This is a genomic window from Streptomyces sp. WMMC940, from assembly GCF_027460265.1.
GTDB lineage: Bacteria > Actinomycetota > Actinomycetes > Streptomycetales > Streptomycetaceae > Streptomyces.
The window spans coordinates 7055309-7080806 of sequence record NZ_JAPZBC010000001.1; the positions used below are offsets into that span (position 1 = coordinate 7055309).

A 25498-nucleotide genomic window follows, 5' to 3' on the forward strand; every position below is an offset into this window, starting at 1 on the left:
ATGCCGCTCGCCGAAACCGGCACGCTGGTCGCCGCGGCCGCCGACGGGCGCCGTGCCGTCGCCGCCTTCAACATCATCACGCTGGAGCACGCCGAAGCGGTCATCGCCGGCGCGGAGGCCGCCGGTTCCCCGGTCGTCCTCCAGATCAGCGAGAACGCCGTGAAGTACCGCTACGGCAGGGTCCGTCCGATCGCCAGGGCCGCCGCCGAGGCGGCGGCCGAGGCCGGCGTTCCCGTCGCCCTGCACCTCGACCACGTCACCGGCGACCGACTGCTCCGCCAGGCGGTCGACGCGGGGTTCAGCTCCGTGATGTACGACGCCGCGCACCTGCCGTACGCGGAGAACCTCGCCGCGACCCGGTCAGCGGCCGAATGGGCACACGGCAACGGCCTCTGGATCGAGGCCGAACTGGGGGAGGTCGGAGGCAAGGAGGGAGCCCCGCCGCTGGACGCCCATGCCCCCGGGGCCCGTACCGATCCCCGAGAGGCACGCGCGTTCGTCGAGGGGACCGGGGTGGACGCACTCGCGGTCGCCATCGGCAGCTCGCACGCGATGACCGCCCGCACCGCCTCGCTGGACCACGGGCTCCTGGCCCGGCTCGCGGGGACCCTGGAGGTGCCGCTCGTGCTGCACGGCTCGTCCGGCGTACCGGACGGGGAACTGGCGGCCGCCGTGTCCGGGGGCATCGCCAAGGTCAACATCGGCACCGCCCTCAACCTCGCCATGACCTCCGCCATCCGTGACTACCTGGCCGCGAACGCCGACGCCGTGGACTCGCGGAAGTACCTGTCGGTCGGCCGCCGCGCGATGGCCGAGACGGTCACCGCGCTGATCGGCGTCCTGCGCGACGCGGGAGAGCCCGTCCCCGTCGCCTGAGAGGCGCCCGCAGCCGCGAGGCGGTGTCCGGCCGGAGAACCGGTTGCTCCTCGACGTTCCCGCCGACGCCCTGGGCCCGGTGCTCGCGCTGCTCGGCAGGCAGCGCGCGGTGCCGCGGACGACCACACCGCGAGGCACGTCGTGCACGCCCGACGGAGAGGTCCCGCGGGCCGGGTGCACCGCCGGACAGCGGCCACCCGGGCCGACCCGCGGAGAGGCCGTGCTGGAGCACGCGTTGGAGCGGTACGCCCCGCTCGCCGGGAACCGCCCCGCTCCCGCCGCGCACCCACTCGACCGCAAGGAACACCTGCTGCGCGTCGTAGGGCGGGTCCGGTGAAATCCGGGGCGCACGGCCACCGGAACGGACCAATCGCGCCCGGACCCTCCCGGTTTCGCCGCGTGATCCAGGACACACTTTCCTCGCCACCCGTTCCCCGCGGGCGGCGGAGCGGGCTCGATCGAACGGACGCCCGGCGCCACGGGAACAGCGAGCCGTCCGCCGCCGAACCGAACCGACAGGATTCCCATGCCCCACATCACACCTCCGGCCCTCCGGCGGGGCGGCGCGCTCGCGCTCGCCGGCGCCGCGGCTGCCGCGCTGCTGACCGGCTGCACCTCCCCCGGTGCCAAGGAGGGCTCCCCCTCCCCGACCGGGAAACCGCTCGCCGGGCCGGAGAAGGCCGGCGCCGGTATGGCCGTGCTCCGCGGCGACACGATCAGGAACGCGCTCGTCACCGATACCGAGCTGCGTTCCTACCAGGCCCAGGAGATCAGCCCACCGAACGTGCGGCCCAAGTCCGACCGGGAGGAGTGCCGGCCCCTCGCGGACATGACCGCCTCGGGTACGGCCCGGACGCCCGAGGCCGTCGACTTCGCCAGCCGCTCGTACGTCTCCACGGGGACGCCCGGCCTCACCACGACGGTCAGCCTCTTCTCGTACGAGGGCGACGACGCGCGGCGTACCTTCTCGGACGTCCGCAAGGCGCTCGCCACCTGCGGCGCCGGCTTCACCACCTCGGGGAACAGCGGCGGTACGTCGGTGAAGTACGTGGCCGTGAAGGAGGAGGAGGCGCCCGAGGGCGGAGACGAGGCCGTCTCCTGGAGGATGACCGGGACCGCACAGGGCTCCTCGATGCCCATGCAGATCACCGCCGTGCGGCAGGGGCGCAACGTGGCGGTGTTCTTCACGCTCAACCTGCTCGACCCGAAGAAGGCCGACCTTCCCGAGGACCTGCACGGCCGGCAGACCGCCAAGCTGGCGAAGGCGATCGAGTCGGCCGGCAGGTCCTGATCGGCGCGACGGCTGCCCCCGGCATGGCACGTCCTGGGCGGGTCCGTCGGACCGCGGCGGATCCGCCCAGGAGGGCCCGTAGGACGGCGGCGGCCGGCACGTCCTGTGCGGGCCTCGTGTCCGGGGTGGACCTCGGGAACCCGGCCACCGGGAGCCCGCCCGTCGGACGGTGAACATCGTCCGGCGGGCCGGTGCGTGTCCGGGTGGCCCGTGGGAGCCCGGACCAGCAGGGCTGCGGGCCGGCGGCCCGCAACCCGTCCGGAGCGCCGGTCCCCGTCCCGGTCACCGGTTCCGCGCCCCGGTCACCCGTCCACGCCGCACCCCGGCTCCCGGAACCCCGGCGTCCCGGCGGCCGTGCGGCCCGGTGCACCTTCGCGGACCAGCCCGTTCGCGGACCAGCCCGTCTGCGGCCGGGCGCGGCCGCCTCCCGCTCAGACCCGGGCGCCGTTGTCGTGCGGCTCCCGGCGGGGGGACGAGGCACGTGGGCGGCCCGTGGGGGCGGGCGAGGGGCGTCCGGCCTCGAGGAGCAGCGCCGCCGGCACGGCGGTGAGCACCGACGAGTACGTGCCCACGCACACCCCGATCAGCAGCGCGACCGAGAAGTCCGCGAGGGAGCCGCCGCCCAGTACGGCCAGGGCCCCGAGGATGAACAGGGCCCCCGCCCCCGTGTTGACCGTGCGAGGCACCGTCTGAAGGACCGCGGTGTCGGCGAGGGACGGCAGCGCGCCGCGGGGATTCCTCCGCCACAGCTCCCTGATCCGGTCGAACACCACGACCGAGTCGTTGACCGAGTAGCCGATGACCGTGAGCAGCGCCGCGAGGAAGACGCCGTCCACCGGCCGGCCCAGCCAGGCGAACGCGCCGACCACGACGACCACGTCGTGCACCAGCGCCCCCACGCAGCCCACCGCGAACGTCCAGCGGAACCGCGCCGCCAGGTAGGCCAGTTGCGCGACCACCGCGATGCCCAGGGCGACCAGGGCGTTGCGCCGCAGTTCCTCGCCCATGCTGGGGCCGATCAGCTCGTCGCGGACCTTCGCCGCCGTGCCGCCGCCGTGCTCGGCGAGCGCGCCGCCGATGGCCACCGCGGCGTCGTCGTCGATGCCCGCGCCCCGCACGGAGATGTCCTTCCCGTCGGCCGTGGTGACCTCCGCGTCGGGGAAGCCCGCCTCCGCGACCGCCGACCGGGCCGTCTCGACGTCCAGGGTCCGGCCCGTGGCGTACTCGACCAGCCTGCCGCCGGTGAACTCCACCCCCAGGTTCGGCCCGCGCAGCAGGATGCCGGTGACGGCCACCGCGACCAGCACGGCCGACACCACGAGCCGGCGCCGGGGCGCGTGCACGAGTCGCGGGCCGCGCCGGGCCAGGTAGGTCCGGACCCGGCCCGGCCCGCCCACACCGCTGACGCTCCGGAACCGGTCGACGAACGGGACCCGCGCGGCGACGTCGGTCAGGGCCCGCGCGACGACCAGTGCCGAGAACATCGAGACGACGACGCCGATCGCCAGCGTCACTCCGAAGCCCTTGACCGGCCCCGAGCCGAGCACGAAGAGCAGCCCCGCTGCCAGGAGGGTGGTGGCGTTCGAGTCCGCCACGGCGCTCCACGCCTTGCGATGGGCCGCGGACATGGCGCTCCGCAGCGATCGGCGACGCCGGCCGGCGCACTCCTCCCTCGCCCGTTCGAAGACGAGCACGTTCGCGTCCACCGCCATCCCGACGGCGAGTACGAATCCGGCCAGTCCGGGCAGCGTCAGCGTGACGCCGAGGCCCACCAGCACGGCGTACGAGATCACTCCGTAGGCGGCCAGCGCGACGGCGGCCAGCGCGCCGAAGAGCCGGTAGACGAACGTGATGAACAGCGCCGTGAGGGACGCCCCGATCACGGCGGCCCGGGCACTCGCGCTGATCGCCTCCGCACCGAGCGTCGGGCCCACGGTCCGCTGCTCGACGGTCTCGACCGGCAGGGGCAGCGCGCCGCCCTCGATGAGCAGGGCGAGTTCCTTGGCCTCCGCCGCACCGAACGCGCCGGAGATCTGTGTGGAACCCGAGGCGATCCCGGAGCGGCAGCCGACCGAGGGGTCCACCTGCGGGGACGAGATCACCTTGTCGTCGAGCACGATGGCGACCCGGCGGCGGTCGTCCTGCACGGGGTGGCAGGCGGCCCGGCCGGTCAGCCCGGCCCAGTCGCGTGCCGCTCCGCCCTTGAAGTCCACGGCCACGTGCCAGCCCGTGCCCTGCTGCGAGTCGAACCGGGCCACGGCGTCCTCGACGCCCGCTCCGGACAGCGCGGCGGGACCGAGCGTGAGCTGCCGGCCCTGCTCGTCGGGCAGCACCCGCAGCCCGGCCTTCCTCCCTTCGGGCGGCGTCTCCACGGGGTGGAAGGTCAACTGTGCCGTGCGGCCGAGAACCTCTGCCGCACGCCGCGGGTCCTGGACGTCTGGCAGTTCCACGACGATGCGGTTCTCGCCGGAGCGGGTCAGGGTCGGTTCCGCGACGCCCAACGCGTCGACGCGTTGCCGCAGTACCTCCATCGTGCGGTCGGTGGTGTCGGCGTCCGCCCTCGCGGTCGCGGTGTCGCGGGCTTCGAGCACCATGCGGGTGCCGCCCCGGAGATCCAGACCGAGTCTGGGGGAGTGGGTGAGAGCGATGAACACGGATGCGAGCAGTACGAGCGCGGCCAGAACTGCCCGCACCGCGGTGGTGCGAGTCATGGGTTTCCTCCGTGAGGGCGCCGGGCGCCCTCAGGAAGGACGCGCCGGCGGTGATGTGGGACGGGACCGGTGACCGGCCGTCCCCGGAGGACCGCGCACACCGGGGAGCTCGGCACGGGCGGACGCAGGCACCACGGTGCGGGCACCGGCCACCCGGACCGTGCCGTGGACGGCGGGCCACGACATGGGCGTGTCGGACAGGGGCGCACCGGGCGGCGGAGGGAGCAGCGACGGCGGCACGCCGTGGGCTGCCTCGGCCGTCGTGCGCGGTGCTCCGTCGTGCCGGGCCCGGACGCTGTCGTGCCGGGCCCGTACGCCGTCGGAGCGCACGGCCCGCGCGGTGTGCCGGGCCGCGGCGGCAGCGTCCGGGGCGAACGCGGACGTCACCGTCGCGGTACCGGCGGCGACGACGGCCGGCGCGGCCGCGGGAACCCCGCCCAGAAGCCCGAGCACGGTGAGGAACACGGCGACGAGAACGGCCGGCACACGCCGTGTACGCATGAACGGCCCCCTGTCCGACCCGCTTGCCGCACTCGCGGCGGGGCGAGGCGGTGCCGAGCTCACTATGCGACAAACCGCCACCGAAAGCCATCGAACCCCCGAACTCGCGTTGGCGGAAAGTGACGGGAGTTGCACAACTGGCGTTCGTGGATTGGCTGGTTGACCGTAGGATCTGGATGCCCCCGATCGCCGGGGGAGTCCGTATGCGGTCTGGAAGGGACTCGTTCTGGCGTGGTCGCGTTATCCGGAAGCGTCGTGTCATGGTCGGGCTGCTGATCGCGGGGGGCGGCGGGGTCGCCGCCCTGGCGCTGCTGATGTGGGCGTTGTCCCTGCGCCGCAGGCTGCTTGCCGAACAGCGTGTACGGGCGCGGGCGGAAGGGCTCGCGGCCGCACGCGAGGCCGAGATCGCCCATCTGGCCGCCGTCCGCGCCCCGGCCATCGCCGAGCGGACGCGCAGCGGCCGTCTCCTGGACGGCGTGCCCGGCCCCGTCGGCTCGGAGGCCGAGCTGGGCGCCGCGTTCGCCGGCGCCCTGGCCGCCGTCGTGACGGCCCTCGGCTCCGACGAGGCCGTACGCAGGGAGCGGGCCCTGCGGGACTCCGTGCAGTCCGCCTTCGAGTCCGTCGCCCGCACCATGCACGCCATGGCGACCGTGCAGCAGCAGGTGCTGGACCACATCGAACGCTCCATCGACGACCCCCGGTTGATGGCCGAGGTGATGAAGGCCGACCACGCGGCCGCCCAGATGACCCGCAAGGCCCAGACCCTGCTCGTGATGTGCGGCATCTGGCCCGCGCGGCGGGAGAGCCGGCCCGTGTCCCTCTACGACTGTGTCCGCGGCGCCCAGTCGCGCATCGTGGAGTTCGGGCGGGTCGAGGTGCACGGCGGCCAGACCCTCCACGTCGTGCCGCCCGCCGTCGAGGGGCTGATGCACGCCGTCGCCGAACTCCTGGAGAACGCCACGGTGTTCTCCCCGTCCAGCACCCAGGTCGTGGTCACCGTCCGGGAGGTGGCCGCAGGGGCCGTCGTCGAGATCGACGACGCGGGCCTCGGCATGCCGCCGGACGTCCTGGCGCAGGCCACGGCACACCTCCGCGACGACCCGGATCTGGCCCGACTCGGCGCGGTGCCGCGCCTCGGACTCGCCTGCGCCGGCCGCTGGGGCCGTGAGCTCGGGTTCAGCGTGGAGTTGACGTCCGCCTCCGCCTACGGCGGAACCCGTGCCGTCACGTTCGTCCCCCACCGGCTGCTCACCGAGCCGCTGTCCCACCCCGCTCCGCCCCGCCACGTGCCGGCGGCGGAACCGCGGGCACCCGGGCATGCGCCGTCGCGCCCGGCGACCGGTGAGGGGGAGCCGCACCCACAGCCGGACGGCCCGGACCCCGCGGTCCAGGGCACGCCCGGACCGGCGGCCGGCCTTCCGGCGGCGGGCGGTGGTCCGGCGTCCGGCGTCGGGCCGGCAACCGGTCCCGTACCGCCGGGCGGCGGTCCGGCGTCCGGCGTGGGGCCCGACGGCGGTCCGGCGCCCGCCGACGGACCGGTGCCCCCGGCCGGCGGACTCCCAAGGCGCCGCAGCAGGCGCGGCGGACGGGAACCGGGGCCCGAGCGGGGCACCGGAGGGAGTCACGGCGGCGCGCCGTCGCCCCCGGACCCCGGCCCCCCTTGGACCCCCGAGGCGGCCCGCGCCTCGATCTCGGGCGTGGTGTCCGGGACACGCCGGGGCCGCGCCGCCCTGGAGAACGGCACGCCGGCACCCCGTACGACCGATCGCGGAACCGACCACCGAACCGACCACGAGGGAGGCCGCCAGTGACCGGAGCCGTGACCAGGCTGCCCGACCTCGGATGGATGCTGCGTCCGCTGACCGACGTCCCCGGAGTGCGACACGCCGTGGTGGTGTCCGAGGACGGGCTGCGGCTCGGTCACGCGTCCGCCGACGGCCTCACCGGACCGGTCGCCCTGCTCGACGTCCCGGAGGCCGAGTCGCTCGCCGCGGCATGCGCCGCGATGACGATGACCGGCCGGTCCACGGCCGCGCTGCTGTTCGGCGGCGGTGCCGGAGTGCGGCAGCTGATGCTGGAGTCGGAACACGGCTTCGTCCTGTTCACCCACGCCGGGGCCGGCGCCCACCTCGCCGTCGCCACCGGCACCGACGCCGACGTCGGTCTGGTGGCCCAGCAGATGCAGGTGCTGGTGGCGAGGATCGGCACCCGTCTGAGCACCGGGCCGCGGGATCCGGGGGACCCGTCGTCATGACGGACGACCCGGAGGGCCGGACCACCACCCGTGCGGTGCGCCCCTATGTGATCACCGGCGGCCGTGCGGCCGCCGCCGGCGCGCCGCTGTCCTGGGAGACGCTGGTGACGGCCACGGGCACCGCCGCGCCGGACACCCTCCAGCCCGAGTACCGCATGATCCTGACGCACTGCCAGGGGCTGCTGTCCGTCGCCGAGGTGGCGGCACACCTGGGCCAGCCGCCGTCGGTGGTGCAGGTGCTGCTCGCCGACCTCCTCGACTGGGGCCTCATCCTGTCCCGTCCGCCGGTGCCTCGCGCCGAACGCGCCGACGTGACCACGCTGAGAAAGGTGCTCCATGGCCTCGAAAGCCGCCTCTGACGCCGTGGCCGGCAGCGTCGCCGGGGCGCCGGCCACACGGCCGCCAGGGGGAACGGCGGCCGCCCCGGGGCCGTACCCGGGGACGGAACCCGGCGGCAAGTACCTCGCACCGGGCGTCGCGGGCGCGGCCAAGATCCTCGTCGTCGGCCCGCTCGGAGTCGGCAAGACGACGCTCATCGGAACCGTGTCCGAGATCCGGCCGCTGTCCACCGAAGCGCTGATGACCCGGGCCGGCGCCCGCGTCGACACCCGGGGCGGGCGTACCAAGACGACCACGACCGTCGCCCTCGACTTCGGCCGGATCACGCTCGACGGAGATCTCGTGCTCTACCTCTTCGGCACCCCGGGGCAGCAGCGGTTCCTGCCGGCCTGGCGGGATCTGGCCAAAGGGGCGCTCGGTGCCCTCGCCCTCGTCGACACCCGCGATCCGGCGGCGTCCTTCGACGCCCTGGGCAATCTGGAGGACCTCGACCTTCCGTTCGCCGTGGCCGTCAACACCTTCCCCGGCAGCCCGGAGCACTCCGAGGACGACCTGCGCATCGCGCTCGACCTGCTGCCCAGCACCCCACTGGTCAGCTGCGACGCCCGCGAAGCGCGCTCCTCGGTGCTGGCCCTGATCGCGCTCGTACGCCATCTCGTCCACGCCGCCACGGAATCCTCGTGACCAGGGAGTCATCATGACCACCCCGCACGGCTACTCGCCGCCGCCCTCCGGCATCGGCGGACGGCGCCCCACCGTCACCGCGCTGTACGGGCCGCACCTCGATGGCGACGCGATGCCCGCGCTGTACGAGGAACTCCGCAGGAACCACGGCCCGGTGGCCCCCGTCACCGTCGCGCCGGGCATCGAGGCCTGGCTCGTGCTCGGCCATCGCGAGTTGCTGCGGCTCACCCGCGACGAACAGGACTTCTCCCACGACCCGCGCCGCTGGAGCCTGCTGCGGGAGGGGCGGGTGCCGCGCGACTCGCCGATCCTGCCGTTCGTCGGCTGGCGGCCCGCGCTGCTGTTCGCCGACGGTCAGCAGCACCGCCGGATGAGGGCCGCCGTCTCCGACGCCCTCGCCGGGATCGACGGACACGAACTGCGGCGAGGCGTACGGTCCGCCGCCGAGGAACTGATCGCGTCGTTCGCCGGGCGCCGCGAGGCCGACCTCGTACCCCACTACGCGCGCCGGCTTCCGCTGCAGGTCATCACAGGACTCCTGGGACTGGACGAGCGGACCGGCAGCCGGCTCGTCCACGCGATCTCCGGCCTCGCCGCCGCGACGGCCGACTCCGGCGGGGCGAGCAGGCGGATCAACGCGATCCTCCACGCCCTGATCGACCGGAAGCGGACCCGGCCCGGGGACGACATCACCTCGGCCCTGCTGCACCACCCGGCGCGCCTCACCGACGAGGAGGTGCTGCACAACCTGGTGGTGATGTTCGTCGCCGGCCATCAGACCACCGTCAACTGGATCGCCACGACCCTGCGCGTGCTGCTCTGCGACCCGGCGCTCCGCTCCTCGCTGTCGGGTGGTCACCTCACCGTCGACGACGCACTCGACCTCGTGCTGTGGCGCTTCCCGCCGACGCAGAACTTCCCGGCCCGCTACGCAACCCGCGATCTCCGTTTCGGAGGCCAGTCCATCCGGGCCGGCGACATGCTGATCCTCGGGCTCGCCGCCGCCAACGCCGACCCGGCCGTGCTGCCCCCGGGTGGCCCCGTCACCGGCAACCGCTCCCATCTCGCGTTCGGCGCGGGGCCGCACACGTGCCCGGCGCAGGACCCGGCCCGGCTGATCACCCGAACCGCCGTGGACACCGTCCGGCACCGGCTGCCCGACATGGAGCTGGCCGTGGACGAGTCGGAGCTCGCCTGGCTCTCGTCGCCCTGGAGCAAGGGGCTGGCCGCCCTCCCCGTCCGCTTCACCGATCCCCAGCTGCCCCGGACCACGCGAACGGGCGAGCCGGCCCGCACCGCCCGTCCCGGCCATCCGGGCGCCCCACAGACAGGAGGAGCCCGTTGAACACCTCACCGAGCACCCCGCACCGGATGGACCCGGCCGGTGGCTGTCCGCACGCCGACAACGCCAGGCTGCTGGCGCGGGGGGCGGTGGCTCCCGTCGTCCTCCCCGGCGACGTGGCGGGCATGGCCGTCCTGGGCCACGACGCGCTCAGGGAGTTCCTGGCCCACCCCGATGTCGCCAAGGGCGCCGAGCACTTCGCCGAGCTGCGGGAGGGCCGGATCGCCGACGGCTGGCCGCTGAAGACCTTCGCCACGGTACGAGGCATGACCACGGCCGACGGGGACGACCACCGCAGGCTCAGATCGCTGGTGAGCAAGGCGTTCACCGCACGGCGGGTCGCGGAACTGCGCCCCCGGGTCGAGACGGTCACGGCGGAGCTGCTGGACGGCCTCGGTCGGGCGGCTGCGGAGCAGGGCGGCGTCGCCGATCTTCGCCGCCACTTCGCCATGCCGTTGCCCATGGGGGTGATCTGCGGACTGCTCGGCGTGCACGCCGAGCACCAGCAGCGGCTGCACCACCTCTCGAACCAGGTCGTCGCCACCGACATCGGACCCGAGGAGGCGATGGCCGCCAACCGGGAGCTGGTCGACGTGCTCGGCGCCGTGGCCGCGACGCGCGCGCAGGACCCGGGCGACGATCTCACCAGCGCGCTGATCGCCGCCCGTGAGGAGGACGGCGACCGGCTCAGCGGGCACGAACTCATCGGCACCCTGCTGCTGATGATCGTCGCGGGCCACGAGACGACACTGAACCTGATCACCAACGCGGTCCGTGCGCTGTGCGTACACCGCGACCAGCTGGAGCTGGTCCGCTCGGGCGGCGCGACCTGGGCGGACGTCGTCGAGGAGACCCTGCGCTGGGACAGCCCGGTGAGCTACTTCCCGTTCCGCTACCCGACACGGGACCTCACCCTGGACGGCACGGTCATCCCGAAGGGCACCCCGGTCCTCGCCGGATACTCCGCCGCCGGACGGGACCCGGCCGCGCACGGGCCGGACGCGGGCCGCTTCGACGTCACCCGGGGGGCCGGGTCACGCCACCTGTCCCTCGGCCACGGTCCGCACTACTGCCTCGGGGCACCGCTCGCCCGCATGGAGGCCACCATCGCCCTGGAGCGGTTGTTCGCCCGGTTCCCCGGGCTGGACCTGGCCGTACCGGAGCCGGAACTGGCCCGGCACGCCAGCTTCGTGGGGAACAGCGTCCGGGAGCTTCCGGTACGGCCCCTGGCCTAAGATTCGGGCTGCTTCGTGGCCCGGGCGGCGCTTCACCCGTACGGAGCAGGCCGACCGGCCCCGTCATCGGGGTCCGGCGCAGGCTGGTGGTACCGGGCACCGGAAGAGCTTCGGCATCGAAGGACAGGGAGTCAGCATGGCCGGACGGTTCGAGGGGACGGTCCTGATCGACCGCCCGGTCGACGAGGTGTTCGCCTTCCTGGCGGACGGCGAGAACGACCGGAAGTTCAGCCCACGGGTGCAGGAGATGACCAAGGTCACCGACGGCCCGACGGGCGTGGGCACGGTCTACCGCAGCAGGGTCAAGGACGCGGGGATGACCACCTCGCGCGAGTTCCGGATCAGTGAGTTCGAGCCGCCGCGCCGGATCCGCTGGACGGAGGTCTCGAAGAACCTGGTGACGGCCCCCGAGGGCGGCTACGACCTGGAGGCCGTCGACGCCGGGCGGACCAGGCTCACGGTGTTCAACACTCTGGAGGGCCACGGCCTCGGCAAGCTGCTCGTCGGCCTCGCGCTGAGTGCGGCGCGCAAGGACGCGGACGACTTCGCACGGCGCATCAAGGCGGCGGTCGAGGCGTCCTGAGAGCGCGCCGACCGGCCCGCTCGCGGTGATCCGCGGTCGGGCGTGCTTCGTCCGTCCCGTGGTGTTCGGCGGGCGTGGTGAGTTCGCTCGCGGTGATCCGCGGCTGGGTGAGGTGTGTCCGTCCCGTGGTGTTCGGACGTCGCGGGACGCGGCCGGTTGTGCACGACCCTACGGTGGCGCACCGGCCCACCGCGTCCGCCGCGGGACACGTGCCGGTGCCGCGCGCCGAGGCGCGAGGGACCGGGTGGCGCTCGTCCGGGCGGCCACTCGGCCCTCCCTGCCCGACTCGCCCGGGTTCTTCGCCCCGGAGGGCACGCCCTCCGGCGCGTACGCGTCGCGGTGCCGTTCGCCGCTCGGCCGACTCGCCGTGCGGTGCGCCGCACGGGACGCCCACCAGGGTCGGCCCGGGCCGCGACCGCCCACGGGCGGGTCCGGACGCGCACGGGGACGCGGTGGCCGGTGCCCTGGCGGTCCCGGACGGGCGCGGCTCCACGCTCCCGGCGTCCCGTCCTGCCGCTCGCGCTCGGCCTCAGCCGCCGGCGGCGGGCGACGAGTCGAGCCGCAGTCGCAACTGCTTCTCACCGTCCCCCGAGACCGCGTGCTCCACCTCGACCGCGAAACCCGTGGTCATGGCCCGTGCGAGCCGGTCGACCGCCGCGTACGAGCCCGACAGCTCGGCTCCCACCGGCTGGTGCAGTGCCGTGGCCGCCACCGGGCCGGCGGTGTCGGCGGGTGCCACGTCGTAGGTCGCCGACCAGATCGTCGGATGGCCGCCCCGCCCCTCCTGGTGGGGGTGCTCCTCGGCATCCCGATCGCAGGGGTAGGCCGCGAGCAGCGCGGCGAACACGGCGTCGGCGTCCTCGGGCGCGCCGGTGAGCTGTACCGATACTTCCTCGTGCCTGTCGATGACGGCCATGGTGATCCCCGTCCTCTCTCACGCTCGGACGTCCCACTCCAAGGTCGCACTTCCCGGCCGGGACGGCACACGGCCGGACGGGGCGGAACGCGACGAGGGCGGTGCGTCGGCTCGGTCCGGTCGGGGACCGGACGGGTGGGGGACGGGTGTCTGTCGGGTGAGGCGGGTGAGGGACGGGTGTCGGTCGGGTGAGGGACGGGCGTCCGGTGGTGGTGGAGCCCTCCTCCAGGGCGCAGCGAACCCTGAGGCCCGAGCCACGCGGTTATCCGGCTGCGAATCGAGGGTCGTGCAGCCGAGCCCGAGCTGGAGCCCGAGCTGGAGCCCGAGCCCGAGCCCGAGTCGAGCAGAGCCTGAGCCGAGCAGAGCCCGAGCGGATCCCGGCGCGCCGCGAGCCGTGCCTCGTCAACGCGCCGCCGACCGTCCGGAGCCGCGCGGAGCCGGTCCGCTCGTGGGCCCGGACACGCCCCCCGGCCGGCGTCGCGCCCGCGGGCGTCCCCGCGCCGTTCAGTCCGCGCCCGGAAGTTCCCCGGTCCGCGTCCAGCGCAACACCTCCTCCGCGCCTCGGGTGTTGACCACGCGCGACTCCGGCACCCCGCACTCCTCGGCCCGGGCACAGCCGTTGATCTGCCAGTCGAGCTGACCCGGAGCGTGGGCGTCGGTGTCGATCGTGAAGAGCACGCCCGCCTCCGCAGCGCGCCGCAGCAGCCGGCGTGGCGGATCCAGTCGGTCCGGGCGGCAGTTGATCTCCACCGCCGTGCCGTACTCGGCGCACGCCGCGAACACCTCGTCCGCGTCGAACTCCGACTCCGGCCGTCCGCGCCCTCCGTCACGCCCTCTCAGCAGCCGTCCCGTGCAGTGCCCGAGGACGTCGACGAGCGGATTGGTCACCGCGGTGACCATCCGCCGGGTCATCGGCCGTGCCTCCGTGCGGAGTTTGGAGTGCACGGACGCGACCACCACGTCCAGCCGGTCGAGCAGCTCCGGCTCCTGGTCGAGCGAGCCGTCGGGCAGGATGTCGCACTCGATGCCGGTGAGCAGCCGGAACGGCTGCCAGGTCCCGTTGAGTTCGGCGACCACGTCCAGTTGCTCCCGCAGCCGCTCCGGGCTGAGCCCGCGCGCCACCGTGAGCCTGGGGGAGTGGTCGGTGAGCACGGCCCACTCGTGGCCGAGGGCGGCGGCCGCGCGCCCCATCGCCTCGATGGGGCTGCCCCCGTCGGACCAGTCCGAGTGGAGATGGCAGTCCCCGCGGAGCGCCGCGCGCAGCCGTGCTCCCGGAGCGTTCTCGTCGGGCCGGGCGCCCGTGTCCTCCTCCAGACGCCGCAGGTACGCAGGCACCTGTCCGGCCAGGGCCTCCCGCACGACCTGGGCGGTCTTGGGTCCCAGGCCCTTCACCGACTCCAACGAGCCGGCCGCGGCCCGTCCGGTGACCTCGTCCTGGCCCAGGGCCGTGACCGCCGCCGACGCCGTCCGGAAGGCACGCACCCGGTACGTGGGGGCGCCGGACCGCTCCAGCAGGAAGGCGATCCGGTCCAGTGCCTCCACCGGGTCCATGGCCGGATGCCGCTAGCGCCGCGGGAACGGGCCACGGCCGCCGCCTCGCGCGCCCGTGTCCCGCGCCCTGTCGTCCGCCGTCATCACGCCGCCCTTCCTCGCAGGTCCGTCGCTCCCATCGTCCTCCCGCCGCACGTCACGAGCGACCGACGAACTTCCGCGCGAGTCTGTCGCCCAGCGTCACCGCGGCCCGGTGGGACTCGATGGGGGTGACCTTGGAGTCCCGGAACAGGATGTACGTCACGCCGGAGTTGACGCCTCCGGTGGCCGGATCGGGGTCTATGCCCAGCGCCCGCGCGGTGGCGTACGACGCCTCGCCGATGAGGTCGGTCGGCCCGGCGTCGCCGACGACCGCGTACACCAGCCGGTCGCGGTGGATGACGGCGGCGACGGTACCCCCGCGGATGCGCGAGTAGTTGTAGTCCCACAGCGGACTCGCCACCGGTACGACGATGAACGGAAGGTCGGCCGAGTCCAGCGGGTATCCCTCCGAGTCCCAGTACGCGGTCTCGGGCTGCCAGTACTCGTCGGTGTCGGGGTTGCACTCCGGGCTGCTCAGCCCGTCGCAGTCGATGTCGAGGTCCGCCTTCCAGAAGACCACCGAACTGGTGCCGCACACCGGTATGGACTCCTCCTGGTCGGCGTCGGTCCGGAACAGTCCGTCGGATATCTGTGTGCAACTCCTGACCTTGGCCAGGAGTTCGCGGGCGGTCACGGAGCCCTCGTGGCCGGGACGGGCGGTGGCGGTGGCGGGCAGGACGGCCGCGACGAGCAGTGCCGCGCCGCACGCGGCGACGGCCTTGGAGCAAGGGGTCACGGGGTGTTTCCTCCGGTTCGGGGCGGCGGCCGCGTTCAGCGGCCGCCGCGTATGTGGTGGGCAAGCCGGTCCAGGAAGATCCGCTGGCCGGGGACGAGCAGCTCAGCCGCGCGTTCGAGGGGGAACCAGCCGACCCGGTCGACCTCCGGGAACTCCGTCGGTACACCGGACCGCGGCGGCCACTCCATCGTGAATGTGCCGGGCACCACGGAACGGGGGTCGAGGTCGCCCTCGACCGCCCACACCGTGACGGTCTTGCCGCCCGACTGGCGGCTCTCGCCGAGGGCGACGCGCTCGCCGTCCGGGGCGGGCAGTCCGAGTTCCTCCTCGAACTCCCGCCGCGCCGCCGCCTCCGGCTGCTCCTCCGGGCCGTACTCGCCCTTGGGAATCGACCACGCGCCCTCGTCCCTGGCGGCCCAATAGGGGCCTCCCATGTGCCCGATCAGCACCTCGAGATCCGTCGCGGCGCCCCGGAACAGCAGGAGGCCGGCGCTTCGCTTGCCCGACATGCCGCCGAGTCTGCGGGGGGCCGAGGGCCGCCGCCATCGGACCCAGGGGCCGCCGGCCGCCGGGTGAACGTCATCCGCCGGGTTCACCCCTGGGAGTGGGCCCGTCCGGCCGGAGCAAGGTGTCTAGCCCAGGAGAGTGGACAGGTCGACGCTCTCGGCGGCCGGGGGCGTCGCCGTCGGGACGGGCTTGTCGTAGTCCGAGAAGTCCACGGTCGCCTTCGCCGCACCGGCGCTCGTCACCACCAGGCGCACCGGGTACGGCTCGCCCTCGGTGGCGACGTACAGCGTGATCGTCCGGCCCGCCAGATTGCCCGACAGCGGGATGGCGTCGACCCCGTCGACCTTGGTCTTCGTGCCCTTGGTGAGGTCGACGTCGCTGGTGGGGACGCCGGTGAGCCGGTCGAGGAACGTGTCGAGGTCGCAGACCTGGGTCATGCCCTTGAGCAGTCCGTTGTCCGTCGTGCCCCGCAGATAGCGGTCCCCGACGAGCTCCTTGACCGTGTCGCCGCCGCCCGGCACCTGGTTCTTCCAGAACGCCGCGTCCGGCTTCATCCACACCGTCTCGCCCCGCTTGATGATCTCCACGGAGCCCTCGTCGCCCATGCTGACCGTGCCGGCGCAGTTGCCCGAGCGGTCAAGGGCGAGATCCAGTTCGTTCGGCGAGCCCGCCTCGCGCAGGTCGCCCTTGCTGGTGATGTGCACCGACTCGGCGTCGAGCAGCGCCTCACGGGCCTTCTCCGCGATCTGCCGAGCCGTGAGCGTCTCGATGTCGTCGCCCGCGTAGGCCGTGCCGCCGACCGCCAGTGCGACCGCGAGGAACGCCGCGGACGACACCCGTGTCCAGCTCCTGCTCCTGGTCCCGCTCCTGCGGCGAAGTGCGCTCACGTTCGTCTCCGGGTGATGCGACCGGCCGGGGTGATCCGCCGTTCCGAGACTACGCCGAGGGGGCACCGGCTGCCCGTTCGGGTGAACCGCCGAGGGGTGGAGGCGGGTGGCCCGGTGAGCCCGACGGCCGGAGGGACGGCGGCCGTCAGGGGCGGAGGGGCCGGGCGGGCCGTCGCGTTGCGCCGCCGCTCCTGGCGCGGCAGGGTCGTAAGTGCGGCCGAAGGAGGACACAGTCATGGCCATCGCCAGTGTGAATCCCGCGACCGGCGAGACGCTCAAGACCTTCGAAGCCATCGGCCCCGAGGAGATCGAGAGCCGCCTGGCCGCCGCCCACGCGACCTTCCGTGCGTACCGCACGACGTCGTTCTCCGAGCGTTCCCGGCTCCTGAAGCGGGCCGCATCGCTGCTGGAGGAGGACCAGGAGGACATCGCCCGCACGATGACGAGCGAGATGGGCAAGCCGCTGACGGCCGCCAGGGCCGAGGCGGCGAAGTGCGTGAAGGCGATGCGCTGGTACGCCGAGCACGCCGAGGAACTGCTGGCCGACGAGCACCCTTCGGACGGCGACGTGACGGACTCCGGCGCCTCCGGCGTCACGGTCCGCTACCGCCCACTGGGCGTGGTGCTCGCCGTGATGCCCTGGAACTTCCCGCTCTGGCAGGTCGTGCGGTTCGCGGCACCCGCGCTGATGGCCGGCAACACCGGACTGCTCAAGCACGCGTCGAACGTCCCGCAGACCGCCCTCTACCTGGGTGATCTCTTCCACCGGGCCGGATTCCCGGACGGGTGCTTCCAGACCCTGCTCGTCGGCGCGGGAGCGATCGAGGGCGTGCTGCGCGATCCGCGGGTGGCCGCGGCGACGCTCACCGGCAGCGAGCCGGCCGGGCGGTCCGTCGCCGCGATCGCCGGTGACGAGGTCAAGAAGACCGTCCTGGAGCTCGGGGGCAGCGATCCGTACGTGGTCATGCCGTCCGCCGACGTGGACCGGGCCGCGCGGGTCGCCGTCACCGCCCGGGTCCAGAACAACGGGCAGTCGTGCATCGCGGCCAAGCGGTTCATCGTCCACGAGGACGTCCACGACGCCTTCACCGAACGCTTCACCGCCCGGATGGAGGCACTCGCCGTGGGCGATCCCATGGACGAGTCCACCGACGTCGGGCCCCTGGCCACCGAGCAGGGTCGCGCCGACCTCGAGGAACTGGTCGACGACGCGGTACGCCTCGGCGCGGAGGCCCTGTGCGGCGCCGGCCGCCCGGATGACCGCCAGGCCGGCTGGTACTACCTGCCGACGGTCCTCACGGGGATCACCCCGCAGATGCGGATCCACCACGAGGAGGCCTTCGGTCCCGTCGCGACCGTCTACCGCGTCTCCGGTCTGGACGAGGCCGTCGGCGTCGCCAACGACTCGCCCTTCGGCCTGAGTTCGAACGTCTGGACCCGGGACGCGAGCGACATGGAGCGGTTCGTCCAGGACATGGAGGCGGGTGGGATCTTCTTCAACGGGATGACCGCCTCGCATCCGGCGATGCCCTTCGGGGGGGCGAAGCGCTCCGGCTACGGGCGTGAGCTGTCCGACCACGGGATCAAGGAGTTCTGCAACATCACGACCGTCTGGACCGCCGCCTGAGGCGAACGCGCCGCCCCGCCCGGGGGTCCGGGAGCCTGCGCCCGTCATGCGGTCCGGACGGGCCGGACGGCCGGGCGAGGGTGGGGTGCTCTCCGGCGCGGGTGAGTGGACACGGGTGGGGACATCGGACGTGTGAAGAGTGCCGGCCACCTCATCCGGCGTATCGTCCGTACGTGGGTGATTTTGGGAATGGCTCGTTCGGCGCGTCTCCTCCGTGCCCGGCGGTACGCGTCCGCTGGTGTCGCCGGCCCGCTCACCGACGGGCGGTACCGAGCGCGGGCCGCCGCCGGGAGGCGGCCCCCAGCCGCTTCGGGCGCGTTCGCACGCCCACCCCGGTGACGGCCAGGGCCGGGTAGGGGCCATGCAGGTCCGCCCCTCCGGCCCGGGCCCCGGCATGGAGCACGTGGAAGCCCTCGTGGCCGACGTGATGCGCGAGACCGGCGCGTCGGCCGGCCTGCTCTACCTGCTGCCGCCGCAGGAGCGGCTGCTGCGGCTCGCCGTGCTGTCCGGCGTGTCCCTGCAGATCGCAGCGCCCTGGGCCCGAGCCCAGGTGGACGCTTCGACGCCCGTCACGGACGCCATGCGCGGGCGGCGGCTGGTGTTCCTCGACAGCCGTGAGGAGGTGGCCCGCCGCTACCCGCATCTGGGCCTCGTCCTGCCGTACGACTTCATGCTCGCCGCGGCTCCCTTCATCGGCGGAACCCACGTGTGGGGCGGCATCGTCCTGCTGTGGACCGTCGGACACCCGCCGCTACTCGGCCCGCACCAGCGTGAGGCGATCACCTCGTGCTGCCGGCGGGCGGCCGATCTTCTCGAGCAGGCCGCCTCCCAGGGCCGGCCGCTGCTGCCCCCCGAGGAACCCCGGTGCCTTCCCGTACCGCTCGACGAGGCCGACCCCGCCCGGGCGATGGCCGCGCTCGGTTTCACCGAACGCCTTCCCACGGGTTGCTGCGCCCTGGACCTGGAGGGCCGGCTCACCTTCATCAACTCCGCGGGTGCCGACCTGGTGGGCGCCGACGCCGCATCGCTCTCGGGCCGTCGGCCCTGGGAAGCATTGCCCTGGCTGCCCGCCCCGGTGGGCGAGGACAGCTATCGGGCGGCGGTGGTGGCCCGCCGGCCCACTTCCTTCACCGCCGTGCGCCCTCCGCACACGGAACTCCTCTTCCAGCTCTACCCCGACGACAGCGGCATCAGCGTGCACATCTCACCCGCCGCGCGGCAGACGGACACCGCGCAGTCCCCGCCGTCCGGCGAACGGGTCGGTGCCATGGGGCTCTACCACCTGACGTACCTGGCGGCCGCCCTCGCCGAGGCCGCGACCGTCCAAGAGGTGACCGACGTCGTCGCCGACCAGATCGTGCCCGCCTTCGGACCCCGGGGTCTGGTGCTCATGATCGCTGACGAAGGACGGCTGCACATCATCGGCCACCGCGGCTACAGCGCCGAGTTCATCAGCCGCCTCGACGGCACGCCCCTGGCCTCCGACACCCCGACCACGTACGCACTGGCCACCGGCGACCCCGTCTTCTTCGCCACCTTCGCCGACTTCCAACGCCGCTATCCCGGCGCACCACGCCATGACGCCAGGAGCGCCTGGGCCTTCCTGCCGCTGACCGCCTCCGGCCGCCGCATCGGATCCGTCGCCCTCTCCTACGACCGGGCCCGCCCCTTTCCTCCCGCCGAACGCGCCCTCCTCACCTCCCTCGCCGGACTCATCGGCCAGGCCCTGGACCGAGCCCGCCTCTACGACACCAAGCACAGCCTCGCGCACGCCCTCCAGACCGGCCTGCTGCCCCGTTCACTGCCCCGTGTCCCCGGCCTCGAGATCACCGCCCGCTACCGGCCCGCCGGCCACGGCATGGACATCGGTGGCGACTTCTACGACCTCATCCACGCGCCCACCGCCACGACGGCGGCGATCGGCGACGTCCAGGGCCACAACTCCGACGCCGCAGCCCTGATGGGACAGGTCCGTGCCGCCGTCCACGCCCATGCCACGGCCGGCACCTCCCCCGGCGAGCTCCTCGCGCGCACCAACCGGCTACTCACCGACCTCGACGCCGGAAGGTTCACCAGCTGCCTGATCGCCCAGCTCGACCTGGCCCGCCACCGCGCCCGTCTCGCCACCGCGGGGCACCCCCCGCCCCTGCTCCGACACCCCGGCGGACGCACCGAGGTCCTGCCCCTGCCACCCGGACTCCTGCTGGGCATCGACCCCGACGCCGACTACCGCACCACCGAGCTCCCCCTCCCGCCCGGCGCGGTACTCGTCCTCTACACCGACGGACTCGTGGAAGTCGCCGGCACCGACATCGACGACACCACCGACGCCCTCGCCCAGCACCTGGCACAGACCCGCATCAAGGACCTGGGCGACCTCGCCGACGATCTCATCCGTCACGCCGAGCGATCCGCCCCGCGACACGACGACATCGCCCTCCTGCTCATCCGCCCCCGGCCGATCGGCGACTGATGTCGGCGCACCGCCGCCGGCGGCCCCCGCCCCGGCCCGACTCCGACACGAGCGATGTGCGACACGGCCGGGACGCGTCTCCTCCCGAAGTCCCCTCGGAACAGCCGCCACACCACCGGCAGTCGGCCACGGGGCGCCGCACCGGGAGTCCCGGACCGGCCGTTCGTCGCGCGCGATCCCTGGGCAGGAAGAGGGGCAGCGAGTCGCAGGCGAGGGGCAAGGAGCACTCGATCATGGACCGGCAGACCGAATGGCAATTCCTCGACGACCGGGGCCATCTGGCCACGTCCGACCGGCGGCCCGAACGGGTCGTCACCTACATCCAGGCCGGAGCGACCCTCTGGGAGCACGGCATACGCCCGGCCGGGCTGTTCGGCTCGAACCACGACGGCGACGGGCCCGACCCGGTCAAGGCCGGATCCCTGCCGCTCGACGGAGTCGACTATCTCGGCTCGGGTGCCGTGCTCGACGCCGACGCGCTGCTCCGCGGTGACCCCGATCTGGTCGTCGCCGTCACCTACGGCGGAGGACAGGTCTACGGACTCGACCCGGACACGGCGAAGCACGTGGAGGAGCGGGTGCCCCTGGTCGTCCTCGACGTCGGCCGGGGCCAGTCCCTCGGCGACGTCCGCGCCCGGTTCGCCGCCCTCGCCAGAGCCCTGGGTGCCGCCCAGGACACGGCGGGCGCCATAGCTCTCGCCCGCGCCACCGCCAGGCTCCGGGCCCTCGCACACGACAACGCCGCCCGCCCGTCCCTGCTGGCCCTGTCACCGGCCTCCGCCGACAGCGCCCACCTCGCCAGACCGCAGTCCTGGCCCGACCTCAGGGAACTCACCGCCCTCGGCCTCGATCTGGTGTCACCGCGGGGAGGGGCCGGCACCAACTGGTTCACCGCCGACTGGCCGTACGTCGCGGAGCTCTCCGCGCGGGTGCTCCTCGTCGACGCCCGAGTCAACGCGTACCCACTGGACGCACTGGTCGACAACGACGCCTGGCGCACGGCCGCGTCCGTCGCCCGTGTCGTGCCGTGGAACCCCGAGGAACCGCACAGCGACGGCGCGCACGCGCGATTCTTCGACCGCGTGGCCGACGCGGTGGAGGCGGCGGGAGGCAGTGGGGTGCAGCGGCGGGGAGGGCGGACGCACGGGGACCCGGCGGCCGGGGCGTGAGCCGGGCGGAGGGCGGAGTGCGGGGTCGTGGTGCGGCTGGGTCGTGACGCCTCAGCGGCGGCCCGCGAAGCCGTCGAGCGCGGCCAGCACCTCCGCGTCCGCCGCGTCGCTGCCCAGGTGACCCGCGTCGCCGACCGTCACCAACCGGGCGTCGGGCCACCCCCGGCACAGCTCCCACGCCGTGTCCGGAGGGCTGGACAGGTCGAGCCTGCCGTGCACCAGCACGCCGGGGATTCCGGTGAGCCGCGCGGCGTTCCGCACCAGGGCGCCCTCCTCGAGCCACGCCCCGTGCGCGAAGTAGTGCGAGGTGATCCGGACGAGGGCGACCCGGGCCGCCGGTGCGCGGCCGGAGTAGACGCCGGACGGGCCGTTGGGTTCCAGCGACACCACTGCGTCCTCCCAGGCGCACCAGTCGTTCACGGCCTTCTCCCGCACAGCCGGGTCCGGGTCGTTCATCCTGCGCGCGTACGCGGCGACCGGGTCGCCGTCCCGCCCGGCCTCGGGGACCCCCGCCATGAAGCGGTCCCACTCCTCGGGGAAGAACCGTGCCACGCCCCGGTAGAGCCAGTCGATCTCCGAACGCCGGGTCGTCGTCACCCCGTTGACGACGATCTCCGACACCCGCTCCGGGTGCCGCTGGGCGTACGCGAGCAACAGGGTCGACCCCCAGGACCCGCCGTACAGCAGCCAGCGGTCCACGTCCAGCAGTTCCCGCAGCCGCTCCATGTCCGTCAGCAGATGCCCGGTCGTGTTGGCCGTCAGGTCGGCGCGTGGGTCACTGGCGTGCGGGGTGCTGCGACCGCAGCCGCGCTGGTCGAAGAGGACGACCCGGTAGCGTTCCGGGTCGAACCAGCGACGGGCCCCGGGCCCGCATCCCGATCCCGGGCCGCCGTGCACCACGAGGGCGGGCTTGCCGTCGGGATTGCCGCAGACCTCCCAGTACACGTGGTGGCCGTCACCGGTGTCGAGCATGCCCGTCTCGTACGGCTCGATCGGCGGGTATCGCGTGGGCATGACGACTCCTCAGGTGACGGGGCGGCGACGGGGCGGGGTGCGGCCGGATGACCGCGCGAACGTCGGGGCGCCCGCGCCGGGGGTGGTGGACGGCCACGTGATCATGTCCGGGCCCGGCGGCTTCCGGCAGGGACGCCGAGGCGGGACCGTCCCCTCCGTCGCACCACGTCGGCTGGTTAGGCTCATCGCGTGAGCGGACACCATCATGACGAACCGATCTTCATCAGGAAGGGCGGGCACTTTGCGTACAACCCGAAGAACCCCGTCGGGCGAGTGCTGATCGTGGGCAGCGCCGTGGTCGTGGTGGGGTTCATGTACCACCTCTTCGACGACGCGCAGTGGAGCGAGGGCGAGTTCCGGGACGCCGTCCGCGGGGCCGCCGTGTACCTGGAGGCCGAACCGCAGGTCCTGCGCGGCCACCTCGGCTACGAGGAGCGGATCGAGGAGGCCGTCAAGGGCACCGGGGAGGGGCCCGAGCACACGGTCGTCCGCGTCGAGCCGGTCGACACATCGGACGAGGCCGCCGACGGCGCGGACCTGTTCGAGATCAGCACGGACGACATCGGCACCCCCTCCTGCATGCGCGTGTCCCCGCCCCAGTCCGAACCGGACGCCTTGCGACTGGAGACCGTGAGGGTCCAGGTGGAGGTGGCGGAAGGCCCCTGCTGAGGCCGCGTGTGCACCACCCCCACCGACCGGGCGGCACCGCCGAACGGGCCCGGCCCCGGCGAACAGCGGACCGGCCCCGTGCCGTCCACTGGATCGCCGGCGCCCCGCCCGCCGCTTCACCTCGCGCTTCCTCGGTGTTCCGGCAAGCCGTTCGCCGAGGTCGCGGACAGGTCGGGTAGTCCGGCACGCTCCATCGCGCGGCGGTTGAAGCGCTCGCAGAGGGTCGCCCCGAGGACGAGTCCGTGCCCCGAGAAGACCGCCATGGGAACCAGGACCATGCGCACGAGGTCAGCGTCCTCGGGCCGCATCCCGGACAGGGTCGTGAGCGGTGGCACCATGAGCCCCGCGTACAGGACGAACGCCGCTATCCCCTTCACCTTGAGCCCGCCGGGCGTCGACTGCCGCCGCATCCACGGCGGCACGCGGCCCACGATCAGCGCCGCGCCGAGCGGCAGCATGACGGCCGACCAGACGGCCGTCCACAGCCACTGGAACATCTCTCCTCCGACGGAGTGCTCAGGACGGTCGGGGTGCCCGGTCGTCGTCGTGCTCGCCGATCCGCTCGTCCGGGCGCTCGTCGTGGCCCTCGGGGATGCCGGCGAGGTCGTCGACGTGGAAGATCCGCGCGATGGGTACGTCGGTGCTGCTGTGGGCGATGATCGAGAACGCGATGCAGACGGCGATGAGGGTGTACGCCTGCTCGCCCTGCGGGATCCCGGCCTGCAGCACGAGCAGCCCGTAGACGACCGATGCGAAGCCCTTCGGCCCGAACCAGGCGGCGACCAGCTTCTCTCGGCGGTCGAAGCGGGTGCCGACCAGCGACAGCAGCATCGAAGCCGGGCGGATGAGGACGATCGCCAGGACGACGGCGACGTACCCGCCGAAGGACAGGTCGCCGAAGAGCTGCGGGGTGAGCAGCGCGCCGAAGACGAGCAGGGCGGCGAACTTCGCCAGCTCGGCCAGCGCCTCTCCCAGCGGCTCGAAGGCCGTCTTCGCCTCCGGTGACACGGCGGTGATCACCGCGCCCGCCGAGAACGCGGCCAGGTAGGGGTTGGCGTGGGTGAGGTGGCACACGGCGTACAGGATGATCCCCGTGGCCAGCGGCAGCAGCGGCTGCAGCTTGGGCTCCGCGCCCAGCAGGCGGAACCGTGCGAGCCCGTTGACCAGCAGCGGCAGCATGACGCCGAAGGCGAGCCCCAGCCCGAGCTCCAGCGCGATCTTGCCGAACGACGCCTCGGTGTGACCGCTGGTCGGGCCGGCGGCGACGATGAAGACCAGGACGAACGGGAGGGCGAGCCCGTCGTTGATGCCGCTCTCGACGTTGAGCAACTGCCGCAGTTTGGCGGGCACTTCCTTGCGGCCCACTATCGCGGAGGCGAAAACCGGGTCGGTCGGCGCCAGGACGGCGCCCACCAGGAAGGAGGTCGTCCAGTCCAGTCCGGCCAGGTAGTGGGTCACGAGCGCCATGCCGACGAAGGCGAGAGGCATGCCCAGGCCCAGGGCACGGGCGGGGTTCTTCCAGTGCGCCCGCAGTTTGGGGAAGGACACGTGCATGCCGTCGGTGAACAGCACCGCGAACAGTGCGAGATCGGCGGTGACCGCCACGATCTCGCTGTCCGGCGTGATGTGGATGAGCCCGAGGAACCCGTCACTGACGAGCGCGCCGCCGACGAGGAAGAGGAAGGACGTGGAGAGCACGGTCCGGGCGGCGAGCCCGGAGAGCAGCACCGCGATGAGAAGAGCGGCGCCGAAGACGGCGACGAGCACCATGTAGTAGTCCCCCGATCGGTGAAGACAGCCGTTCCGTGTCCGCCGACCAGGCTTCCCGGCACTCCGCGGCAGACTTTACACGGCCCTTACGCGTTCCTGACAAGCGCCTGACGGGCATCGAGGTCCGTTCCGTGACTGCCGGGACCCGGCAAGACGGGCACGGCACCGTCCAGGCCGCGACCGGGACCGCGCCAAGTAGGGTGACCTGCCGCCGGGTCGGCGCGCGGCACGGCGCCCATCCCGCTGTACCTCTGACCGGGGCGTGAGCGAACGGGTGGGAGT

At 73.6% G+C, this 25498-nt stretch carries 24 protein-coding genes; 14 read left to right on the forward strand and 10 right to left on the reverse strand.

From position 1 onward, the window contains the following. The 3 genes from O7595_RS31105 to O7595_RS31115 all read left to right on the forward strand — a co-directional run bounded on the left by O7595_RS31105 (position 1) and on the right by O7595_RS31115 (position 2167). Complete coding sequence (locus tag O7595_RS31105; protein ID WP_269731905.1) at positions 1-876, forward strand: class II fructose-bisphosphate aldolase; 876 nt, start codon at positions 1-3, stop codon at positions 874-876. Positions 877-919: 43 nt separating this feature from the next. Continuing rightward, the gene (locus O7595_RS31110) at positions 920-1213 is read left to right on the forward strand and encodes a hypothetical protein (RefSeq protein WP_269731906.1); all 294 of its coding nucleotides are present in this window, start codon (positions 920-922) and stop codon (positions 1211-1213) included. A gap of 189 nt (positions 1214-1402) precedes the next feature. Then, the gene (locus O7595_RS31115) at positions 1403-2167 is read left to right on the forward strand and encodes a hypothetical protein (protein WP_269731907.1); all 765 of its coding nucleotides are present in this window, start codon (positions 1403-1405) and stop codon (positions 2165-2167) included. 431 nt (positions 2168-2598) lie between these two features. Here O7595_RS31115 and secD read toward each other — a convergent pair whose 3' ends face one another. Both secD and O7595_RS31125 read right to left on the reverse strand, forming a co-directional pair. After that, a complete protein-coding gene (gene secD / locus O7595_RS31120) occupies positions 2599-4878 on the reverse strand; it encodes a protein translocase subunit SecD (RefSeq protein WP_269731908.1) in 2280 nt (759 codons plus the stop codon). A gap of 30 nt (positions 4879-4908) precedes the next feature. Further along, positions 4909-5379 (reverse strand): hypothetical protein, encoded by a 471-nt coding sequence (locus O7595_RS31125; RefSeq protein WP_269731909.1) that lies wholly within the window; start codon positions 5377-5379, stop codon positions 4909-4911. A gap of 260 nt (positions 5380-5639) precedes the next feature. On the opposite strand from O7595_RS31125, the gene O7595_RS31130 reads away from it, so the two are divergent. The 7 genes from O7595_RS31130 to O7595_RS31160 all read left to right on the forward strand — a co-directional run bounded on the left by O7595_RS31130 (position 5640) and on the right by O7595_RS31160 (position 11816). Continuing rightward, complete coding sequence (locus O7595_RS31130) at positions 5640-7190, forward strand: ATP-binding protein (protein WP_269731910.1); 1551 nt, start codon at positions 5640-5642, stop codon at positions 7188-7190. Next, on the forward strand, positions 7187-7633 hold the full coding sequence (locus tag O7595_RS31135; RefSeq protein WP_269731911.1) for a roadblock/LC7 domain-containing protein: 447 nt from the start codon (positions 7187-7189) through the stop codon (positions 7631-7633). The genes O7595_RS31130 and O7595_RS31135 overlap by 4 nt, the downstream gene beginning before the upstream one ends. After that, positions 7630-7992, forward strand: coding sequence for a DUF742 domain-containing protein (locus tag O7595_RS31140; protein ID WP_269731912.1), 363 nt, complete (start codon positions 7630-7632; stop codon positions 7990-7992). The genes O7595_RS31135 and O7595_RS31140 overlap by 4 nt, the downstream gene beginning before the upstream one ends. Then, positions 7970-8656 (forward strand): GTP-binding protein, encoded by a 687-nt coding sequence (locus O7595_RS31145; RefSeq protein WP_269731913.1) that lies wholly within the window; start codon positions 7970-7972, stop codon positions 8654-8656. The genes O7595_RS31140 and O7595_RS31145 overlap by 23 nt, the downstream gene beginning before the upstream one ends. A gap of 13 nt (positions 8657-8669) precedes the next feature. Beyond that, positions 8670-10001 carry a cytochrome P450 gene (locus O7595_RS31150; RefSeq protein ID WP_269731914.1) on the forward strand — a complete coding sequence of 444 codons (1332 nt, stop codon included), beginning with the start codon at positions 8670-8672 and terminating at the stop codon, positions 9999-10001. Between the two features lie 26 nt (positions 10002-10027). Continuing rightward, positions 10028-11233 (forward strand): cytochrome P450 family protein, encoded by a 1206-nt coding sequence (locus O7595_RS31155; RefSeq protein WP_269732691.1) that lies wholly within the window; start codon positions 10028-10030, stop codon positions 11231-11233. 136 nt (positions 11234-11369) lie between these two features. After that, positions 11370-11816 (forward strand): SRPBCC family protein, encoded by a 447-nt coding sequence (locus O7595_RS31160; RefSeq protein WP_269731915.1) that lies wholly within the window; start codon positions 11370-11372, stop codon positions 11814-11816. A gap of 529 nt (positions 11817-12345) precedes the next feature. Here O7595_RS31160 and O7595_RS31165 read toward each other — a convergent pair. The 5 genes from O7595_RS31165 to O7595_RS31185 all read right to left on the reverse strand — a co-directional run bounded on the left by O7595_RS31165 (position 12346) and on the right by O7595_RS31185 (position 16494). Continuing rightward, positions 12346-12732, reverse strand: a complete 387-nt coding sequence (locus tag O7595_RS31165; RefSeq protein ID WP_269731916.1) for a hypothetical protein — start codon at positions 12730-12732, stop codon at positions 12346-12348. Between the two features lie 504 nt (positions 12733-13236). Next, positions 13237-14283 carry a PHP domain-containing protein gene (locus O7595_RS31170; RefSeq protein ID WP_269731917.1) on the reverse strand — a complete coding sequence of 349 codons (1047 nt, stop codon included), beginning with the start codon at positions 14281-14283 and terminating at the stop codon, positions 13237-13239. Between the two features lie 136 nt (positions 14284-14419). Continuing rightward, on the reverse strand, positions 14420-15100 hold the full coding sequence (locus O7595_RS31175) for a glycoside hydrolase family 75 protein (protein WP_269731918.1): 681 nt from the start codon (positions 15098-15100) through the stop codon (positions 14420-14422). Between the two features lie 35 nt (positions 15101-15135). Further along, a complete protein-coding gene (locus tag O7595_RS31180; RefSeq protein WP_269731919.1) occupies positions 15136-15609 on the reverse strand; it encodes an NUDIX domain-containing protein in 474 nt (157 codons plus the stop codon). Between the two features lie 123 nt (positions 15610-15732). After that, positions 15733-16494 (reverse strand): hypothetical protein, encoded by a 762-nt coding sequence (locus tag O7595_RS31185; RefSeq protein ID WP_269731920.1) that lies wholly within the window; start codon positions 16492-16494, stop codon positions 15733-15735. A 235-nt stretch (positions 16495-16729) separates the two neighbouring features. Between O7595_RS31185 and O7595_RS31190 the strand changes: the two genes are divergently transcribed. The 3 genes from O7595_RS31190 to O7595_RS31200 all read left to right on the forward strand — a co-directional run bounded on the left by O7595_RS31190 (position 16730) and on the right by O7595_RS31200 (position 21763). Further along, positions 16730-18121 (forward strand): NADP-dependent succinic semialdehyde dehydrogenase, encoded by a 1392-nt coding sequence (locus O7595_RS31190; protein ID WP_269731921.1) that lies wholly within the window; start codon positions 16730-16732, stop codon positions 18119-18121. Positions 18122-18482: 361 nt separating this feature from the next. Then, the gene (locus O7595_RS31195) at positions 18483-20594 is read left to right on the forward strand and encodes a SpoIIE family protein phosphatase (protein ID WP_269731922.1); all 2112 of its coding nucleotides are present in this window, start codon (positions 18483-18485) and stop codon (positions 20592-20594) included. Positions 20595-20827: 233 nt separating this feature from the next. Continuing rightward, on the forward strand, positions 20828-21763 hold the full coding sequence (locus O7595_RS31200) for an ABC transporter substrate-binding protein (protein ID WP_269731923.1): 936 nt from the start codon (positions 20828-20830) through the stop codon (positions 21761-21763). Positions 21764-21814: 51 nt separating this feature from the next. Here the strand turns inward: O7595_RS31200 and pip are convergent, their stop codons facing one another. Next, positions 21815-22777: a prolyl aminopeptidase gene (pip, locus tag O7595_RS31205; RefSeq protein WP_269731924.1), complete on the reverse strand. Its 963-nt coding sequence runs from the start codon at positions 22775-22777 to the stop codon at positions 21815-21817. A 189-nt stretch (positions 22778-22966) separates the two neighbouring features. On the opposite strand from pip, the gene O7595_RS31210 reads away from it, so the two are divergent. Beyond that, on the forward strand, positions 22967-23446 hold the full coding sequence (locus tag O7595_RS31210; protein WP_269731925.1) for a hypothetical protein: 480 nt from the start codon (positions 22967-22969) through the stop codon (positions 23444-23446). 116 nt (positions 23447-23562) lie between these two features. Here the strand turns inward: O7595_RS31210 and O7595_RS31215 are convergent, their stop codons facing one another. Beyond that, complete coding sequence (locus tag O7595_RS31215) at positions 23563-23943, reverse strand: hypothetical protein (RefSeq protein WP_269731926.1); 381 nt, start codon at positions 23941-23943, stop codon at positions 23563-23565. Between the two features lie 19 nt (positions 23944-23962). Next, positions 23963-25216 carry a cation:proton antiporter gene (locus tag O7595_RS31220; protein ID WP_269731927.1) on the reverse strand — a complete coding sequence of 418 codons (1254 nt, stop codon included), beginning with the start codon at positions 25214-25216 and terminating at the stop codon, positions 23963-23965. Between the last annotated feature and the right edge of the window lie 282 nt (positions 25217-25498).

What these genes read in the sequence shown, in the direction of transcription:
- O7595_RS31105 (WP_269731905.1), top strand. Translation starts at nt 1, where the DNA reads ATGCCGCTCGCCGAAACCGGCACGCTGGTCGCCGCGGCCGCCGACGGG.
- O7595_RS31115 (WP_269731907.1), top strand. Translation starts at nt 1,403, where the DNA reads ATGCCCCACATCACACCTCCGGCCCTCCGGCGGGGCGGCGCGCTCGCG.
- secD (WP_269731908.1), bottom strand. Translation starts at nt 4,878, where the DNA reads ATGACTCGCACCACCGCGGTGCGGGCAGTTCTGGCCGCGCTCGTACTG.
- O7595_RS31125 (WP_269731909.1), bottom strand. Translation starts at nt 5,379, where the DNA reads ATGCGTACACGGCGTGTGCCGGCCGTTCTCGTCGCCGTGTTCCTCACC.
- O7595_RS31130 (WP_269731910.1), top strand. Translation starts at nt 5,640, where the DNA reads ATGGTCGGGCTGCTGATCGCGGGGGGCGGCGGGGTCGCCGCCCTGGCG.
- O7595_RS31140 (WP_269731912.1), top strand. Translation starts at nt 7,630, where the DNA reads ATGACGGACGACCCGGAGGGCCGGACCACCACCCGTGCGGTGCGCCCC.
- O7595_RS31145 (WP_269731913.1), top strand. Translation starts at nt 7,970, where the DNA reads ATGGCCTCGAAAGCCGCCTCTGACGCCGTGGCCGGCAGCGTCGCCGGG.
- O7595_RS31150 (WP_269731914.1), top strand. Translation starts at nt 8,670, where the DNA reads ATGACCACCCCGCACGGCTACTCGCCGCCGCCCTCCGGCATCGGCGGA.
- O7595_RS31155 (WP_269732691.1), top strand. Translation starts at nt 10,028, where the DNA reads ATGGACCCGGCCGGTGGCTGTCCGCACGCCGACAACGCCAGGCTGCTG.
- O7595_RS31160 (WP_269731915.1), top strand. Translation starts at nt 11,370, where the DNA reads ATGGCCGGACGGTTCGAGGGGACGGTCCTGATCGACCGCCCGGTCGAC.
- O7595_RS31165 (WP_269731916.1), bottom strand. Translation starts at nt 12,732, where the DNA reads ATGGCCGTCATCGACAGGCACGAGGAAGTATCGGTACAGCTCACCGGC.
- O7595_RS31170 (WP_269731917.1), bottom strand. Translation starts at nt 14,283, where the DNA reads ATGGACCCGGTGGAGGCACTGGACCGGATCGCCTTCCTGCTGGAGCGG.
- O7595_RS31180 (WP_269731919.1), bottom strand. Translation starts at nt 15,609, where the DNA reads ATGTCGGGCAAGCGAAGCGCCGGCCTCCTGCTGTTCCGGGGCGCCGCG.
- O7595_RS31190 (WP_269731921.1), top strand. Translation starts at nt 16,730, where the DNA reads ATGGCCATCGCCAGTGTGAATCCCGCGACCGGCGAGACGCTCAAGACC.
- O7595_RS31195 (WP_269731922.1), top strand. Translation starts at nt 18,483, where the DNA reads ATGCAGGTCCGCCCCTCCGGCCCGGGCCCCGGCATGGAGCACGTGGAA.
- O7595_RS31200 (WP_269731923.1), top strand. Translation starts at nt 20,828, where the DNA reads ATGGACCGGCAGACCGAATGGCAATTCCTCGACGACCGGGGCCATCTG.
- pip (WP_269731924.1), bottom strand. Translation starts at nt 22,777, where the DNA reads ATGCCCACGCGATACCCGCCGATCGAGCCGTACGAGACGGGCATGCTC.
- O7595_RS31215 (WP_269731926.1), bottom strand. Translation starts at nt 23,943, where the DNA reads ATGTTCCAGTGGCTGTGGACGGCCGTCTGGTCGGCCGTCATGCTGCCG.
- O7595_RS31220 (WP_269731927.1), bottom strand. Translation starts at nt 25,216, where the DNA reads ATGGTGCTCGTCGCCGTCTTCGGCGCCGCTCTTCTCATCGCGGTGCTG.